At 70.4% G+C, this 16,157-nt stretch carries 20 protein-coding genes; 4 read left to right on the top strand and 16 right to left on the bottom strand.

Annotated elements, in window-relative coordinates; genetic code table 11:
• Positions 1–230 precede the first annotated feature (230 nt).
• The gene (locus BK819_RS07240; protein ID WP_071328754.1) at positions 231–776 is read left to right on the top strand and encodes a peptidoglycan DD-metalloendopeptidase family protein; all 546 of its coding nucleotides are present in this window, start codon (positions 231–233) and stop codon (positions 774–776) included.
• Between the two features lie 21 nt (positions 777–797).
• On the opposite strand, the gene BK819_RS07235 is transcribed toward BK819_RS07240, so the two are convergent.
• From BK819_RS07235 to BK819_RS07195, 9 genes are all read right to left on the bottom strand, one after another.
• The gene (locus tag BK819_RS07235; RefSeq protein WP_071328537.1) at positions 798–1,700 is read right to left on the bottom strand and encodes a tyrosine-type recombinase/integrase; all 903 of its coding nucleotides are present in this window, start codon (positions 1,698–1,700) and stop codon (positions 798–800) included.
• A gap of 56 nt (positions 1,701–1,756) precedes the next feature.
• Positions 1,757–2,947 carry a DNA-processing protein DprA gene (gene dprA / locus BK819_RS07230; RefSeq protein WP_071328536.1) on the bottom strand — a complete coding sequence of 397 codons (1,191 nt, stop codon included), beginning with the start codon at positions 2,945–2,947 and terminating at the stop codon, positions 1,757–1,759.
• Complete coding sequence (locus tag BK819_RS07225) at positions 2,944–4,473, bottom strand: YifB family Mg chelatase-like AAA ATPase (protein ID WP_071328535.1); 1,530 nt, start codon at positions 4,471–4,473, stop codon at positions 2,944–2,946. Before BK819_RS07225 ends, dprA begins: the two co-directional genes overlap by 4 nt.
• A complete protein-coding gene (locus tag BK819_RS07220; RefSeq protein WP_071328534.1) occupies positions 4,470–4,832 on the bottom strand; it encodes a YraN family protein in 363 nt (120 codons plus the stop codon). The genes BK819_RS07225 and BK819_RS07220 overlap by 4 nt, the downstream gene beginning before the upstream one ends.
• A gap of 111 nt (positions 4,833–4,943) precedes the next feature.
• Positions 4,944–5,270 (bottom strand): DUF2469 family protein, encoded by a 327-nt coding sequence (locus BK819_RS07215; RefSeq protein WP_017204525.1) that lies wholly within the window; start codon positions 5,268–5,270, stop codon positions 4,944–4,946.
• Between the two features lie 56 nt (positions 5,271–5,326).
• Complete coding sequence (locus tag BK819_RS07210) at positions 5,327–5,986, bottom strand: ribonuclease HII (RefSeq protein ID WP_071328533.1); 660 nt, start codon at positions 5,984–5,986, stop codon at positions 5,327–5,329.
• A complete protein-coding gene (gene lepB, locus BK819_RS07205) occupies positions 5,983–6,708 on the bottom strand; it encodes a signal peptidase I (RefSeq protein ID WP_071328532.1) in 726 nt (241 codons plus the stop codon). Before lepB ends, BK819_RS07210 begins: the two co-directional genes overlap by 4 nt.
• 119 nt (positions 6,709–6,827) lie before the next feature.
• A complete protein-coding gene (gene rplS / locus BK819_RS07200) occupies positions 6,828–7,178 on the bottom strand; it encodes a 50S ribosomal protein L19 (RefSeq protein ID WP_025103348.1) in 351 nt (116 codons plus the stop codon).
• Positions 7,179–7,347: 169 nt separating this feature from the next.
• The gene (locus BK819_RS07195) at positions 7,348–7,836 is read right to left on the bottom strand and encodes an MFS transporter permease (RefSeq protein ID WP_071328531.1); all 489 of its coding nucleotides are present in this window, start codon (positions 7,834–7,836) and stop codon (positions 7,348–7,350) included.
• A gap of 109 nt (positions 7,837–7,945) precedes the next feature.
• Here BK819_RS07195 and map point away from each other — a divergent pair, with 109 nt between their 5' ends.
• Positions 7,946–8,728, top strand: coding sequence for a type I methionyl aminopeptidase (gene map, locus BK819_RS07190; protein ID WP_071328753.1), 783 nt, complete (start codon positions 7,946–7,948; stop codon positions 8,726–8,728).
• Here map and BK819_RS07185 read toward each other — a convergent pair.
• From BK819_RS07185 to rpsP, 6 genes are read right to left on the bottom strand one after another with little or no spacing between them, the layout of a single operon-like run.
• Positions 8,691–9,173, bottom strand: coding sequence for a pyrimidine dimer DNA glycosylase/endonuclease V (locus BK819_RS07185; protein ID WP_071328530.1), 483 nt, complete (start codon positions 9,171–9,173; stop codon positions 8,691–8,693). The genes map and BK819_RS07185 overlap by 38 nt on opposite strands.
• Entirely contained in the window at positions 9,170–9,904 is a 735-nt protein-coding gene (locus BK819_RS07180) for a class I SAM-dependent methyltransferase (RefSeq protein WP_071328529.1), read from the bottom strand. The genes BK819_RS07185 and BK819_RS07180 overlap by 4 nt, the downstream gene beginning before the upstream one ends.
• A 46-nt stretch (positions 9,905–9,950) precedes the next feature.
• Positions 9,951–10,655, bottom strand: a complete 705-nt coding sequence (gene trmD, locus BK819_RS07175; protein WP_071328528.1) for a tRNA (guanosine(37)-N1)-methyltransferase TrmD — start codon at positions 10,653–10,655, stop codon at positions 9,951–9,953.
• A 19-nt stretch (positions 10,656–10,674) separates the two neighbouring features.
• Entirely contained in the window at positions 10,675–11,292 is a 618-nt protein-coding gene (gene rimM, locus BK819_RS07170; protein ID WP_071328527.1) for a ribosome maturation factor RimM, read from the bottom strand.
• A complete protein-coding gene (locus tag BK819_RS07165; RefSeq protein WP_025103341.1) occupies positions 11,276–11,506 on the bottom strand; it encodes an RNA-binding protein in 231 nt (76 codons plus the stop codon). Before BK819_RS07165 ends, rimM begins: the two co-directional genes overlap by 17 nt.
• 6 nt (positions 11,507–11,512) lie before the next feature.
• A complete protein-coding gene (rpsP, locus tag BK819_RS07160) occupies positions 11,513–11,950 on the bottom strand; it encodes a 30S ribosomal protein S16 (RefSeq protein WP_071328526.1) in 438 nt (145 codons plus the stop codon).
• Between the two features lie 208 nt (positions 11,951–12,158).
• Between rpsP and BK819_RS07155 the strand changes: the two genes are divergently transcribed.
• Entirely contained in the window at positions 12,159–13,310 is a 1,152-nt protein-coding gene (locus BK819_RS07155; RefSeq protein WP_071328525.1) for a glutamate--cysteine ligase, read from the top strand.
• A gap of 12 nt (positions 13,311–13,322) precedes the next feature.
• Here the strand turns inward: BK819_RS07155 and BK819_RS07150 are convergent, their stop codons facing one another.
• Positions 13,323–14,294 carry a sugar-binding transcriptional regulator gene (locus BK819_RS07150; protein ID WP_071328524.1) on the bottom strand — a complete coding sequence of 324 codons (972 nt, stop codon included), beginning with the start codon at positions 14,292–14,294 and terminating at the stop codon, positions 13,323–13,325.
• Between the two features lie 102 nt (positions 14,295–14,396).
• Between BK819_RS07150 and BK819_RS07145 the strand changes: the two genes are divergently transcribed.
• Complete coding sequence (locus BK819_RS07145) at positions 14,397–16,106, top strand: glycerol-3-phosphate dehydrogenase/oxidase (RefSeq protein WP_071328523.1); 1,710 nt, start codon at positions 14,397–14,399, stop codon at positions 16,104–16,106.
• Positions 16,107–16,157 lie beyond the last annotated feature (51 nt).

Genomic DNA, 16,157 nt, shown 5'->3' with positions numbered 1-16,157 from the left:
CTGGGCACGCGTAGTCACCCCGAGATCGAGGTGCTCGTCCAGCATACAGGATCATGCGGCGCCAGCTCGTCCTCCACAGCCGCGCGATCCTCGACCTTCTCCCCTGGCACCGGGGCGCGGCGGGCGGATACTGCACCCCCGCCGCCACCCTGGCGCACACTCGCGTGATGACACCTCCGTCCCCTCCTTCTCGGCCTCGCTCTCGTCGGCACTCCGCTCCCGCCTTCCGGGTGACGATCACCGCCGTGCTCGCCGCAGTGGTCCTGCTGTGCGGCGGCGCTCCGTTCGCGCCGTCTCCCGTCGCGCGAGCGGCGTCGGCGGCACACGGCCCCGCGCTCGTGCCCGAGGAGTTCGTCTCCGACGTTCCGTGGCAGTGGCCCGTCGACGGGACGCGCCGCGTGAGCGTCGCCTACCGTGCGCCGGCGCATGCCTATGGCCCCGGCCACCGCGGGATGGATGTCGCCGCGGCTGCGGGCGGCACCGTCGTCGCCCCGGCGGAGGGAGTCGTCGCGTTCCAGGGCGTCGTCGTTGATCGTCCGCTGCTCACGATCCGCCACGCGGATGGCCTCGTGAGCACGGTCGAACCCGTGGAGTCGCCCCTGCGCCCGGGGGATGCGGTCCACCGAGGCCAGGACATCGGCCGGATCGCCATGGGCGGCCACACTCCCCCCGACTCGGTGCACGTCGGCGTGCGACGGGACGGCGAGTACATCAACCCGATGCTCCTGTTCGGCGGTCTCCTGCGGGCGCGCCTCCTGCCCTGCTGCGACGGATGATCCGACGGGCGGGCTCCGCGTTCAGGCCCGGGGGTGCGCCAGGCGATACGTCGCCGTCAGTCGCTCCGCCGACACGTGCGTGTAGATCTGCGTGGTCCCCAGGCTCGCGTGACCGAGGATCTCCTGCACCGCGCGGAGGTCGGCACCGCCGTCCAGCAAGTGGGTCGCGGCGGTGTGGCGGAGGGCGTGCGGCCCGACGGTCTCGGCGCCGACGACGGGCGCGAGCGCACGGGCGACCACCTCGTAGACCGTCCGCGGACCGACACGTCCCCCGCGACTGCCGAGGAAGACGGCGGGCGAAGCGGCGCCGGACCGCGCGAGCAGAGCCGGTCGAGCGCGACGCAGATAGGCGGTGAGCGCATCCCGCGCCGGCGCGCCGAACGGGACGACGCGCTCTTTGTCGCCCTTGCCCCGCACGAGGGCCGTCCCCCGATCGAGATCCAGGTCGTCGATGTCGAGGCCGCAGAGCTCGGACACGCGGACCGCGGCTCCGTAGAGGAGCTCCAGCACCGCGTGGTCCCGAAGGGCGGTGGGGTCACCCGAGACCGCCGCCTGCCGATGTCGTTCCAACAGCTCCGACATCGCGTCCTTCGACGCCACCGTCGGCAGCGTCTTCGCGCGCTTCGGCGCCACGAGCCGCAGGCTGGGGTCGACAGGGATGAGTTCCTGCTCGCGCGCCCACCCGAAGAACGCTCGCGCCGTGGCCGCGCGTCGGGCCAGCGTCGCACGGGCGTCGCCGCGCTGGGTGGCCTGCCACAGCCATTCGCGCAGCATCTCCAGGTCGATCCGGTCGACCGGGCCGCCCCCCACGCTCGCCCCGAGGTCTCGCAGATCGGAGCGGTACGCCTTCACGGTCGCCGACGAGAGCCGGCGCACCTTCTCGAGGTGGTCGGCGAACGCCTCGACAGCGACCGCGAAGTCCATATCCCCAGCCTGCCGCTCCCCCGCCTGCAGAGCGACGCGCCCCGCCGAGAGCCTGTCTACGACGTGCGTGCCGCGCCCACGCCGCGCCAGCCGTCCCCGTCGCGCCGCGCGAGTCCGTCGAGGTCGAGCAGTCCGAGCAGGGCCCTCGTCCGCTCGACGGTGAGATCCGCGCGCTGGGCGAGCTCCGCCTCCGTGCGAGTGGCTCGGGTGCTGAGCGCACGGAGGAGCACGACCCGCGCGTCGTCCGTCGCATCGTGTCCCCGTTGCGACCGCGCGCCGGCCGGGAGCATCTCGGCCACCTCCGCCGCGGAGGTGACGCACACCGCGTCGTATTCGCGCAGCAGCCGGTGACAGCCGGCCGACGAGGCGGAGGTGACGGGACCGGGCACCGCGCCGAGCGGCCTACCGAGCGTCGCCGCATGCCCCGCCGTGTTGAGGGAGCCGCTGCGCCATCCCGCCTCGACGACGACGGTTGCCTGCCCCAGCGCCGCGATCAGCCGGTTGCGCGCGAGGAAGCGCCAGCGCGTCGGGGCCGTCCCGCACGGCACCTCGCTGACGACGACCCCGTCGACGGCGATGCGCGACAGAAGGTTCCGATGACCGGCGGGGTACGGACGATCGACTCCCCCGGCGAGCACCGCGATCGTGCCTCCGCCGACGGTCAACGCGGCGCGATGTGCTGCGCCGTCGATGCCGTACGCGCCGCCGGACACCACCGCCGTCTCCCCGACAGCCAGGTCTCCGGCAATGTCGGCGGCAACACGTTCCCCGTAGGCGGTGGCCGCCCTGGCTCCTACGATCGCAACGCGCGCAGCGCTCGTCAGGAGGTCGCTGCGCCCGCGCACCCACAGCACCATCGGCGCCTCCGCATCGAGATCGTCGACAGACAGCGGCCAGTCGGCGTCTCCGGGGAGCAGCAGCTTCGCACCCGTCTTCCGCGCGCCACGGAGGGCGCCGATCACCGCCGCCGGATCGGCGCGCTGCCGCCACCGGGCGCGCGCGTCGTCGAGGGCCCGTCGTGCCCCCACGGCCCGGACCACCGGCCACGGCCGTCCCGCCCCGTCCAGCGCGAAGCGCAGCCCGTCGGCCGGTCCGAACTCTCGCACGAGCGTCGCGGCGACGGCGTCCCCGGGGTCGGCGATGACGGACCAGGCGACTCGCGCCAGCGCCTCCGTCACCTCCTCTGTTCCGCGCACGCCTCGCGCCGCGTCGAGAGCGTCCTTTTGGGAGAGGAGTCCGTCGATCATCGTGCCACCCCCGTCCGCAGGAGCAGCGCCCGCCCGACCTCGTCCGTGCCGGGGCGGTCGCGTCCGGCCAGATCAGCCATGGTCCATGCCACCCGGAGGACGCGGTCGTAACCACGCAGTGTCAACGCCCCGCGTTCCAAGGCCCGATCGAGCCCGGCCCGCACGTCCGACGGGAGACGGTAGCCGCCATGCCGGAGCACAGTGCCGGGGATCTCCGCGTTCCGACGCCACGGCGTGCCGCGCCATCGATGCTCCGCCCGTGCGCGCGCCGTGCCGACGCGGTTCCGGGCCTCGACCGTCGTCACACCGGACCGCTCCTCTGTCACCGAGCGCGAAGCCGCGACGCGGGTGACCGGAAGGTCGATGTCGAGCCGATCGCGCAACGGTCCGGAGAGCCGCGTGGCATACCGTCGTAGCGCCTGAGGCGGGCAGATGCAGTCGCCATCACGGACGCCCCGGTTGCCGCAGGGACACGGATTCATCGCCAGGAGCAGCTGGAAACGCGCCGGAAATCGCACGACGAAGCCGGAGCGATGCACATCGACGAACCCCGTCTCGAGGGGCTGACGGAGCGCGTCCAGGGCCACCCGCGGGAACTCCGCCGCCTCGTCCAGGAAGAGGACGCCCCGATGCGCCCGGGCGACCGCGCCGGGACGTGCCGTCCGCGATCCGCCTCCCACCATCGCCGCCACCGAGGCGCTGTGGTGCGGAGCGACCAGCGGGGGCTGGTGGTCGAGTCCGGTCACGGCCTCGCCGCAGAGGGAGCGGACCGAGGCCACCTCGATCGCCTCCTCCTCGGTCAGCGGCGGCATGATGCCGGGCAGGCGCCCCGCGAGCATGGTCTTCCCTGCTCCCGGCGGACCGCTCAGGAGCATGTTGTGGCCACCGGCGGCAGCGACGATGAGCGCCTCGACGGCTTCCTCCTGCCCGAGGACGTCACTCAGGTCGCGCTCGTCCGCCTTCTCCTCCGGCGGCTGTGGCCCCGGAACCGGCTCGACATCGGGCACCTCGACGTCCGCGCCGTGCCAGGCGGCGACCTCCGCGAGCGACGCGGCGGCACGCACCTCCACGCCGGCGACGAGAATCGCCTCGGCCGCATTGCCGTGCGGCACGATCACGCGGTGGAAGCCAGCGCGAGCGGCGGCGAAGACGGCCGGCAGCACGCCCGGCACGGGACGCAGCCTCCCGTCCAGCCCGAGTTCTCCCAGATGCACGGTCTGCCGGACCGCGCGATGGGCGATCGCGTCGCCAGCGGCGAGGCAGGCCACCGCGATCGCCAGGTCGAAGGCGGCCCCGTGCTTCGGCAGACTCGCCGGCGAGAGGTTGACGGTCAGCCGTCGCCGCGGCAGCGGGAGGCCGGAGTTCTCGCAGGCGTTGTGCACGCGTTGCACGGCCTCGCCGAGGGACTTGTCCGGGAGGCCGATGATCCGGAACTCCGGCGTCTGCGCGGAGAGGTCGGCCTCGACCTCGACGACATGCCCCTCGGCCCCGGTGAGCGCCACGGACCAGGTACGCGCCGTTCTCATGCGATGTCCTCGAGGTGCTCGATCGAGGCCGTCGCCGAGGACGCGCCGATGATGCCGACCGCTTCCACCCGGAGGGTCCGTCCGCGCGCCAGCTCGGGGTGTGCCGCACGCCAGGCATAGGCGAGTCGCCACAGCCGGCGCCGCTTGCGGTCGTCGATTGCATCGAACGGGTGCCCGAACGCCGCTGACCGCCGCGTCTTGACCTCGACCACCGCGACATGGGGGCCGATGATCGCGACGATGTCCAGCTCCCCCTGGGGACACCGCCAGTTGCGGTCGACGATCCGATACCCGCGCTTCGTCAGATAATCCGCTGCCTGCTGCTCCCCGGCTCGCCCGAGGTCGTCTTTCGCTGCCATCCCGACAGGATGGACGTCAGCACTCCGTCACCGTCGTGGTCCCACGCGAACAGTTCAGAGGTTGTGGAAACGACGAAAAATGCCGCCGCTGTGCAGGAACAGCGTGCCGCGTCACTCTCCGTCGAGGGAGAGCTCCTGCGGCAGTTCGAACTCGCGGCGCTGCAGCTCCTCGACGTTCACGTCCTTGAACGTGAGCACCCGGACGGCCTTGACGAAGCGGTCGGCCCGGTAGATGTCCCACACCCACACGTCGCTCATGGAGATTTCGAAGTAGAAGTCGTGCTCGGTGTCCCGTCGCACGACGTTGACCTCGTTGGCCAGGTAGAAGCGACGCTCGGTCTCCACGACGTACTGGAACTGAGAGACGACGTCGCGGTACTCGCGGAACAGCGCGAGCTCGAGCTCGCGGTCGTAGTCGTCGAAGGCTTCCTCATCCATGATGAGTCCATCCTATGGTCGCCGGACGCTGGGCGCGGCATCCCGGCCGCGACCGCTCAGAAGAGCGTCGGTGCGTCGGCGATCGCCCAGGAGGACCGGTGGAACGGCGAGAGGCCGAACGAGCGGATCGCCTCCCGGTGCTCGGGACTCGCGTACCCCTTGTTGCGGTCCCACTGATAGTCGCGATGGTCCTCGTGCAGCTCCGCCATGAGACCGTCTCTCGCGACCTTCGCGATCACCGAGGCCGCGGACACCGAGGCGCAGTCGCGGTCGGCCTTGATGACGGGGCGCACCCGCAGCGGCACCGGATGCACCCGCGAGACGTAGTCGTGGTTGCCGTCGAGCAGGACCAGGGTGTTCTCGACCGTCGCCCCCTGCGCGACGACCGCCTCCACGGCCCGCGAGGCGGCAAGGCCCAGGGCCCGCATGATCCCGACCTCGTCGATCTCCGCCGCGGTCGCCCAGCCGACGGCCGAGGCCTGCACCCAGGAGGCCGCCCGGGCGGCGACGTCGGGGCGCCGACGCTCGGGGACCAGCTTCGAGTCGCGCAGGCCCTCCGGAACCCGACGGCGGGCGCCTTTGGCGTCCATCACGGCTGCCCCGACGGCCACCGGTCCCGCCAATGCGCCGCGGCCGACCTCATCGAGGGCGATGATCAGGTCGCACTCCCCCAGGAGCTTCCGCTCCAGGGTCAGTCGGGGCGTGATGACGGTCATTCGGGATCCGGGACCCCGTTGAAGATCTCGTGATGGCCGTCGATCGGTCCGAATCGGTCGAGCGGCCACGTCGTCAGGAACGCCTTGCCCACGATGTTCGACACGGGGACGAATCCGCCGCTGGGCAACTCCTGATGTGCGCGCGCGTCACGGGACCGGTCGCGGTTGTCACCCAGCAGCCACACGGAGTCCTCGGGGACGACGACATCGAACGGCTCGTTCGAGGCCGCGGTGTCGCCCTCGGGGAGATTCAGGTAACTCAACTCGTCGATCGGCGCCCCGTTGATGGTGATCTGCCCCAACGCGTTGCAGCACACCACGTGATCGCCTTCGACCCCGATCACCCGCTTGACGAGATGGTCCTGCGTGTCGGTGGCCGAGATGCCCACGAAAGTGAGCACCCAGTCGACGGCCTGGACCAGCGGCGGCTGTGCCGGGGTCTGCGGCATCGGGTCGAGCCAGCCCCCCGGGTCCTTGAAGACGACGATGTCGCCGCGCTCGTAGCCGGTCCAGCGCGGCGTCAGCTCGTCGACGAGGATGCGGTCGTCGATCAGCAGCGTCCGCTCCATGGAGGCCGACGGGATGTAGAACGAGCGCACGACGAACGTCTTGATGACGAAGGACACCAGCGCGGCGATGACCACGATGACCAGAACGTCGCGGAGGAAGACCAGGAACCCGCGCCGCCGTCGTGTCGGGCGTGCGGACGGAGAGTCAGTCATCTGGTTCCTTCTCGAAGAGTGCACCGCGAGCGCACGGCAGTAACAAGGTTCGCACACCGGGGGCGGAACGAAAGCACCCCGGGACATCGTGTCCCGGGGTGCTGTGAAGAAGCTTCGCGTCAGTTGTTGACGCGCTTCTCCTTGATCTTCGCCTTCTTGCCGCGGAGCTCACGCAGGTAGTAGAGCTTGGCGCGACGCACGTCACCGCGGGTGACGACCTCGATGTGGTCGATCACCGGGGAGTGCACGGGGAAGGTACGCTCGACACCCACCTGGAAGCTGATCTTCCGGACGGTGAAGGTCTCGCGGACGCTGTCACCCTGGCGGCCGATGACGACGCCCTGGAAGACCTGGATACGGGAGCGGTTGCCCTCGGTGATGTTGACGTGCACCTTGACGGTGTCACCGGGGAAGAACTCGGGGATGTCGGAACGGAGCGAAGCCGCGTCGACGGCGTCGAGGATCTGCATGATCGTCTCTCTCTGCACTCGCCTCAGGTCGGATGCACGGATTAGGAAGGAACAAGAATGGGAGTGTGCCGAACGGCGCTGACGCGTCCGCGGGCTCCCCTGGGGCAGAGCCGGTCACGGCACAAACAACCATTCTGCCACGGATGGCAGGCCCAGCCAAAACGTCAGGTCAGAGCCGATCGTCGGTCTCCCGCACCACGATGACCTCATGCACGCTCGTCTGCGGGCGCTCGGCGCGCGGCGGCGTCATCGTCGACCAGGAGATGGTCTCGCGGATCCGCGACCCGCTCCCCCGCACCTCGTTCCAGAGCTGCCACAGCTGCAGCCAGACCAGAGCGATGCCCACGACGATGGCGGCCGCGAGCAGCCAGCCGAAAGCCCCGTCGATGAAGAAGCCGACCGCGATCGTGAGCGCGTGCCAGAGCCCGAACCCGGCGACGTCCCACCACGACACGGCGCGCTCGGCGCGGACGGACGGGCGGGAGCGCGTCAGCAGCGTGAGCAGGAGCTGTCCTACGAACACCGAGGGCATCGCGATGAGCAGTACCCAGAGGATCGACCAGCCGCCCTGGAAGACGGCCCAGCCGATGAGAAGCCACAGCGGCAGGAGGAACGCCGACGGCAGCAGCCAGCGGAAGAAGGCCTGTCGGATCCACATGCTCCGATGCTACGGCGACCGCGGCGGCGCGTCACGGGTGTTCGCTGAGAGCGGCAGGCGCCTGGCACCTGTGCGATCAGGGAGAATGGAGGACGACGAGAGGACACTGATGATCGAACTGCGCACCCCTGCCGAGATCGATGAGATGCGCGCGGCAGGCCGGTTCGTCGCCGAGACGCTGGCGACCCTGCGCGACGAGACGAAGGTCGGCACCAACCTCCTGGCGATCGACCGCCGGGCCCACGACATGATCCGCAAGGCCGGCGCCGAGTCCTGCTACATCGACTACCACCCCTCCTTCGGGGCGAGCCCCTTCGGCAAGGTCATCTGCACCTCGGTGAACGACGCCGTGCTGCACGGCCTCCCGCACGACTACACGCTCCGGGACGGCGACCTCGTCACCCTCGACTTCGCCGTCTCGGTCGATGGCTGGGTCGCGGACTCCGCCGTCTCCTTCGTGGTCGGCACGCCGAAGGAGGAGGACCTGCGCCTCATCGACACCACGGAGCGCGCGCTGGCCGCCGCGATCGAGACCTCGGTGGTCGGCAACCGCATCGGCGACATCTCCGCCGCGATCGCGGACGTCGCCCACGGCGAGGGGTACTCCATCAACACCGACTTCGGCGGGCACGGCGTGGGCCGCACGATGCACGGCGACCCTCATGTGGCGAACGACGGCCGCGCAGGACGCGGTTTCCCGCTCCGAGCCGGCCTCGTGCTCGCCCTGGAGCCGTGGTTCCTCGCGACGACGGACGAGCTGATCACCGACCCCGACGGGTGGACGCTGCGCAGCGCGGACGGCTCCCGCGGCGCGCACTCCGAGCACACCATCGCCATCACCGAGGACGGTCCGATCATCCTGACGGATCGCTCGTTCCTCGGCGTCGACTGACTCCGGTCGCGGGGTCGGCGCGCTCCCAGGACGCGACCGGCCCGGGCACGACGACGAACAGCGGGTGCGCCTCCGGGAGCTCCACAGACCCGTGTCGGCGGAGCACGTCCGGGCTGCGCTCGGCGAGCTTCGCCCGCAGATGCTCCCACTCGCGTGCCAGCTGACCCGCGGTGACCGGGATCGACGGCACCGCCGACTCCGCGCGCCGGATACGCGTGCGGTCGAAACGGTAGCCGCGCTCGTCCGCCTCGTCAGCGACACCTGCCAGGTACGCGCCCACCGCGGCCACGGGATCGGCCGTCGCCCGGAAGCGCTCGAGCTGCGGATGCCGTTGATACCCCTTCGTGGCGTCGGCGAGCACCGCCTGGGCGAGGAGGGTCTCCCGCCAACAGGCGACGAGCCCCTGACGGTCGAGGTACTCCGGATGCAGCGACCAGATCCTCATGCCCGGCGGTAGCGGAACACGTCGGTGAGGTGGGGCAGATCGAACTCCGCCTCTCCCCGCGTCTCGTCCGCGCCGTCCAGCACCGCCTCCAGGTCTGCCACCATCGCCGCACGCTCCGCATCGTCCGCCACGAGGAAGCTGCTCACCGTGCCCCACCGTCGGAGGTAGTCCTCGCGGGAGATCCGCTCCGTCCAGCGCACCTCCTCGTGGACATCCAGGACGAAACCGGGGAGATCCGCGGCCGACGCGGAGGTGTCGTCGTCTGCGCCGACCGCAGGATGGGCCACCCGGTGACACGCGAGATCCCAGGCACAGGCGGGGTCGGCACGATTCCACAGCAGCCCGAGCGTGCCGTGAGGGACGAGCGTGCGGGCGATCTCGGCCGCCGCCGCGTCCCGATCGAACCAGTGGAACGCCTGCGCGACGCTGACGGCATCGACGGAGCCGTCCGGCACGGGGATGCTCTCCGCGGTCCCCGGCCGCGCATCGACCGTCGGCAACGTCCGCGCGAGCACGGCGAGCATCGGCGCGGAGGGCTCGACCGCGATCACCCGCGCCGCGCGCGCGACGAGCAAGCCCGTGAACTTCCCAGTGCCGGCACCGAGGTCGAGCGCCGTGGCCACCCGGTCCGGAACGATGATGTCGGCCGCACGCTCCGGGAACCCCGGTCGGTAGCGGTCATACTCCTCACCGATGCCCTCGAACGATCGCGCGCGTGTCACATCCACCATGCCTCGACGCTAACAACGGTCGTCACGGCGGATGGGTGCGGCCGGGTCAGTCGCCGGTCGGCGCGTCCGGAAGCAGGTCAGGCCGTCGCAGGCGGGTGCGGACGAACTGCTGCTCGCGACGCCATGCCGCGATCGCACCGTGGTTGCCGCTGAGGAGGACATCGGGGACCGCGCGCTCCCGCCACACCGACGGCTTCGTGTACGACGGGTACTCGAGGAGGCCGTCCTCGTGCGACTCCTCGACCAGGCTCTCCGGATTGCCGACGACACCCGGGATCAGACGGCCGATGGCCTCGATCATCGCCATCGTCGCCACCTCGCCGCCGTTGAGGACGTAGTCGCCGAGGCTCAGCAGCCGCACCTCGCCACGCTCGGCGGCATACTCGAAGACGCGCTCGTCGATGCCCTCGTAGCGGCCGCAGCCGAACACGAGATGGTTGCGCCCCGCGAGCTCGCGCGCGGTCGCCTGGGTGAAGACCTCCCCGGCCGGCGACGGGAAGATGATGGTCGGCGCGGGGGTGGCATCCGCCGTGAGCTCATCGAGCGCGAGACCCCACGGCTCCGGCTTCATGACCATGCCCGCTCCCCCGCCGTAGGGGGTGTCGTCGACGGTGCGATGCCGGTCGTGGGTCCAGTCGCGGAGATCGTGCACCCGGAGGTCGAGCAGGCCCGAGCCCCGGGCCTTGCCGAGCAGGGAGAGCGTCAGTCCGTCGAAGTACGACGGGAAGATGGAGACGACGTCGATGCGCACGGGGGAACCGTATCAGCGGTCACTCGGCGGTGTCGGAGGGAGTGGTCTCATCCTCCGACTCGGGAAGCTCCTCGAAGAGCCCGGCCGGCGGGGTGACGATGATGCGCCCGGCGGCGACCTCGACGGCGGGGACGATGGCCTCGACGAACGGGACCATCACCTCGTCCGTGCTGCCGGTCGACGTGGGCTTGACGATCAGGAGGTCCTGCGCGGGCAGGTGCTCGACCCGGACCACGCGGCCGATGACCACCTCGTCGCGGACGACGTCGAGACCGACGAGCTGGTGGTCGAACCAGGCGTTGTCCTCGGTCTCGTCCTCGTCCTGATCCATCCAGAGGATGGCGCGGACGAGGCTCTCGGCGGCATTCCGGTCGTCCACGTCCTCGAAGAAGACGACGGGGTTCCCGTTCATCACGCGGTACTCGCGGACGACGATCTCCTTGCCGTGCCACGGAGATGCCTCGGGCACCTGCAACGTGAACGCGGCCCCGGGGACGAAGCGCCGCTCCGGGTTGTCGGTGTAGAGCTCGAGCTTCAGGGCGCCCTTGAGCCCGTGGGCCTTGACCAGGCGCCCGACGCGCAGCTGATTACGGCCCTGGGTGCGGTCCTGCGACACCACGTCAGTCGTCCGCGACATCGACGCGGACACGACGCCCGTCGGCGAGAGCGCTGACGAGGGTACGGAGGGCCTTGGCCGTGCGGCCGCCGCGCCCGATCACGCGACCACGGTCGTCCGGGTGCACACGCACCTCGAGCAGGTCGCCTCGCGGCGACGACGATTCGTGGATGCGCACGTCTTCGGGGTGATCGACGATCCCCTTGACGATGTGTTCGAGCGCGGCGGCGAGCACGATGGATTACTCGGCGTCGGCGGCGGAAGCCTCGGAGGCCTCCGCGTCGGCGTCGGCGGCGGGGGCCTCCGCAGCGGGGGCCTCCTCCTTCTTCTCCGCCTTGGGCTTGATGACCGACTTCTTCGAGGCGTCGGCCTCGAATGCGACCTTCTCGCCGGCGACCTTGAGGGTGGACTTGGCGTCCTTGTCGCCCTTGAAGGTGCCCCAGTCGCCCGTGATCTTGAGGATCGCGGTGACCTGCTCGGTCGGCTGCGCGCCGACAGAGAGCCAGTACTGCGCGCGCTCGGAGTCGACCTCGATGAACGAGGGCTCCTCGGTGGGGTGGTACTTGCCGATCTCCTCGATCACACGACCGTCGCGCTTGGTGCGCGAGTCGGCGACGACGATGCGGTAGTACGGCGCGCGGATCTTGCCCATGCGCTTGAGACGAATCTTGACAGCCACGATTCTCCTGAATGGTGTGGAAGGAAACGAACCGGTCGCCTGGAGCGTGGGGTGCACACCCGGCGGAAGCTCAAATGAGGAGGACGAGCGCTGGATAGAGGGTCGAGCACGTCGTCCGACCCTCTATTCTGCCAGATGCGTGCGCCGGGTGCGAAACCCGGCGACACGGCGTTGCGGAGCAGGCCCGGCCCCGTGTCAGACTGTCCCCGTGCAGCTCGACTTCGCCGCTTCGGCCCGCTCCACCGTCGGTCTCGAGTGGGAGATCATGCTCGCCGATCCCGAGACCGGTGATCTCGTCGGTCGCGCGCCTGAGCTCCTCGCCGCGCTGGAGGCGGAGAGCGAAGACGAACGCCACACCGTCACCGGCGAGCTCCTCACCAACACCATCGAGGTGACCAGCGGGATCGGCGACTCCGTGGCCCACGCCGTCGACGACATCGCGAACGCGATCGCGGCGGTGCGGTCGGCCACCGACCCGGCAGGGATCGAGCTGCTCTCCGCCGGAAGCCACCCGTTCGCCCAGTGGTACGACCAGTCGGTGACCGACAAGACGCGGTACCACAGCCTGATCGAGCGCACCCAGTGGTGGGGGCGCAACATGATGATCTGGGGCATCCACGTGCACGTGGGCGTCGACGAGCAGCGCAAGGTCTTCCCCATCATCAACGCACTGTCGGCCTATCTCCCCCACCTGCAGGCGCTGTCGGCGTCCAGCCCGTTCTGGGCCGGGGAACGCACGGGGTACGCCTCCAACCGCGCTCTCGTCTTCCAGCAGCTGCCCACGGCCGGCCTTCCCTGGCCGCTGCGCGACTGGTCGGAGTTCGAGCGCTACCTGGACGACATGGTCCGTACCGGAGTCATGGCCGACGCCACGGAGGTGCGGTGGGACATCCGTCCCGCTCCGCGCTGGGGCACGATCGAGGTCCGGGCGTGCGACGGCCTGTCCACCCTCTCCGAGATGGCCGCGGTGGCCGCGCTCGTGCAGGTCCTCGTCGAGCACTTCTCCCGGCTCCTGGACGAAGGGGCCGCCCTCCCCGACCTCCCCGCGTGGTTCCACCGCGAGAACAAGTGGCGCGCGGCCCGATACGGCCTGGACGCCCGGGTCATCGTCGACACGATCGGCACGCAGCGCCCCGTGCGCGAGCATCTCGCCGAGAAGATCGAGGAACTCACCCCGGTCGCGGTCGAGCTCGGATGCGTCCGTGAGTTCGGCAGCATCGGGACGATCCTCGACGGCGGCGCGAGCTACGCCCGTCAGCTCGCGGTCGCCGACGCCACGGACGGCGATCTCCGCGTTGTCGTCCAGCACCTCATCCGCGAGTTCCGGACGGGGCCGCAGTCGTCCATCGAAGGCGAGTGATCCCCGCGCCGCTCAGTCCTCGACGAGGCGGCGTGCGAGTCCCTCGTCCAGCACGACGTCGGTGATGAGCTCGGCGGCGATCGCCGCACGCAGGCTCGCGAGCTTCGGCACGCCGGAGACGACGCACACGCGTCGGGGAACGCGGCGCAGCCGGTCGAGTCCAGGGCCGGTCGCCCGTGCATTGAGCCGGATGTCGCGCCAGGAGCCGTCGGCGCGGAAGAAGACCGTCGCCACGTCGCCGATCGCGTGGTCCTCCCGCAGACTGCGGTAGTCCTCCCGACCGAGATAGCCGCCGACGTAGACCCGGCTGGGCACCTCTGCCGCCGGAGAGCCGAGACTGAACACGGCGATGTCCATCTTCGCCTGCAGGTCCAGGACGCGCCGGGTGCTGCGCTCGCGCCACATCGCCTCGCGGGTGGCGGGGTCGTCGAAGAACGCCGGGACCGGGAACTGCTGCACCTGCGCCCCGAACGCACTGCCGAAGCGCTGCAGGATGTCACTGGAGTACTCCACACCGCTGGTCTGGGTGTTCCCGGCGCCGTTGAGCTGCACGAATGTCGTGTTGTGCGTCTCCTTCTGGGTGAGCCCGCGGCTGACCGCGCTGATCGTCGACCCCCAGGCGACGCCGACGATCATGTTCGAGTCCACGAACTGGGACAGCAGTCGCCCGGCGGTCAGCGCCACCCGCTCCAGGCGCTCGACCTCACTCACGATCTCGGCCATCGGAACCACGTGCGCAACGACGCGGTGGCGATCCCTGATGCGCTGCTCGAGCATCCCGAGGCGTTCCAGCGGCGAGTTGATCCGGATGTCGACGAGGCCACTCTCGCGCGCGAAGCTGAGCAGCCGCGACACGGACGATCGCGAGGTTCCGAGCTCCTGCGCGATGACCTCCATGGTCTTGTCCTGCATGTAGTAGAGCTGCGCAGCCGTGAGCGCGGCGATCAGCTTCCCGTCGCGCGAAGGCGCTCCGGATTCCGCCATGATGACCTCCTCTCCCTCGATCCTTGCACATATGTGCAGCCAGCTTGCGCGCGGCGTCACAGAGGTCGATGCTGGTGGCAAGCAAGGAAGAGAGGGTCGACGATGATCGATTCCACCCACACGTCCCCGGAGCGGGACGCGGTCCGCGCGCTCCGCGAATCCGGGCGCACCAGTGTCCTCGTCATCGGCGGCGGCATCAATGGCATCTCCACGTTCCGCGACCTGGCCCTGCAGGGCGTCGACGTCGTCCTCGTCGAGCGCGGCGACTTCGCCTCCGGCGCCTCCGCGGCGTCGAGCCACATGATCCACGGCGGCATCCGCTACCTGGAGAACGGCGAGTTCCGCCTCGTCCGGGAGTCGGTGGAGGAGCGCAACGGGCTGCTCAAGATCGCTCCGCACTACGTCAAGCCGCTGCAGACCACGATCCCGATCTACTCGACGTTCTCGGGCATCCTCTCCGCTCCCCTCCGCTTCCTCACGCACAAGAGCGGGAAGCCGAAGGAGCGCGGCGCCTTCCTCATCAAGGTCGGCCTCACCATCTACGACACGTTCTCGCGCGACGGTGGCACCGTGCCCCGGCACCGCTTCCTCGGCCGCAAGAAGTCGCTGGCCGAGCTGCCGTCGATGGACCCGAAGATCAAGTACACCGCGACGTACTACGACGCGTCGATGCACGACCCCGAGCGCCTCGCGCTCGATGTGCTGCAGGACGGCCGCGCGAGCCACCCCGGCGCAGTGGCTCTGAACTACGTCGAGGCGATCGGCCGCGACGGCGAGCAGATCACCCTCCGCGACCGGGAGAGCGGCACCGAGTTCACCGTGACCGCGGATGTCGTCGTGAACGCCTCCGGCCCGTGGACCGACCTCACGAACGACGCCCTCGGCACCGACACCCGCTTCATGGGCGGCACCAAGGGCTCGCACATCGTGCTCGACCACCCCGAGCTGCTGGAGGCCACGCGGGGACGCGAGATCTTCTTCGAGCACTCCGACGGTCGCATCGTGCTGATCTACCCGCTCAAGGGGCGCGTCCTCGTAGGCACGACGGACATCGACGCCGACCCGCGCGAGGTGCCGGTGTGCACGGAAGAGGAGATCGACTACTTCTTCGACCTCATCCACCACGTGTTCCCGTCGATCTCGGTGACCCGTGAGCAGATCGTCTACAACTTCTCCGGCATCCGGCCGCTCCCCCGCCACGAGGACACCGCTCCCGGCTTCGTCTCCCGCGACTACCGCGTCGAGGTCGACCGCCAGGGCGCCGTTCCGCTGGTGAGCCTCGTGGGCGGCAAGTGGACCACGTTCCGCGCGCTCGGCGAATCCCTCTCCGACACTGTCCTCGGCCTCCTCGGCCGCACGCGCACCGTGTCCACGGCGGGTCGTGCGATCGGCGGCGGACGTGAGTTCCCGCGTACCGAGAAGGCGAAGCGGATCTGGATCCAGGAGAACCTCCCCGGCGCCGGCACTCGCGCCGACCAGCTCCTCGCGCGCTACGGCACCCGGGCAGCGGCCGTGTGGGCCTTCGTCGAGCAGGGGGACGACGCGCCCCTCGCCGGCGGCGACCTCTCGACCCGCGAGCTGGAGTGGATGGTGAACGAGGAGATGGTCACCCGTCTCGAGGACGTCATCCTCCGCCGCACGAGCATCGCCTTCACCGGCGGCGCCCGAGCGGAGGTGCTCGACGAGATCGCCGACGCCCTGGCTCCACTCCTCGGCTGGGACCGCGAGCGTCACGACGCCGAGGTGGAGCAGACGCGGGTGCTGCTCAACGAGCGACACGGACTCCACATCCCGTCCCGCGCCCGCGGCTGACGGGGCCCCGACCACCGCGCCCTCCTCGCGGTGCTACCCCATAAGGGGTCG

The sequence above is a fragment of the Microbacterium sp. LCT-H2 genome (genome assembly GCF_001866135.1).
In the GTDB taxonomy this organism is placed as follows: domain Bacteria; phylum Actinomycetota; class Actinomycetes; order Actinomycetales; family Microbacteriaceae; genus Microbacterium.
The sequence above is the reverse complement of the archived record's forward strand: the minus strand, read 5'-3'. Positions and strand labels throughout refer to the sequence as shown.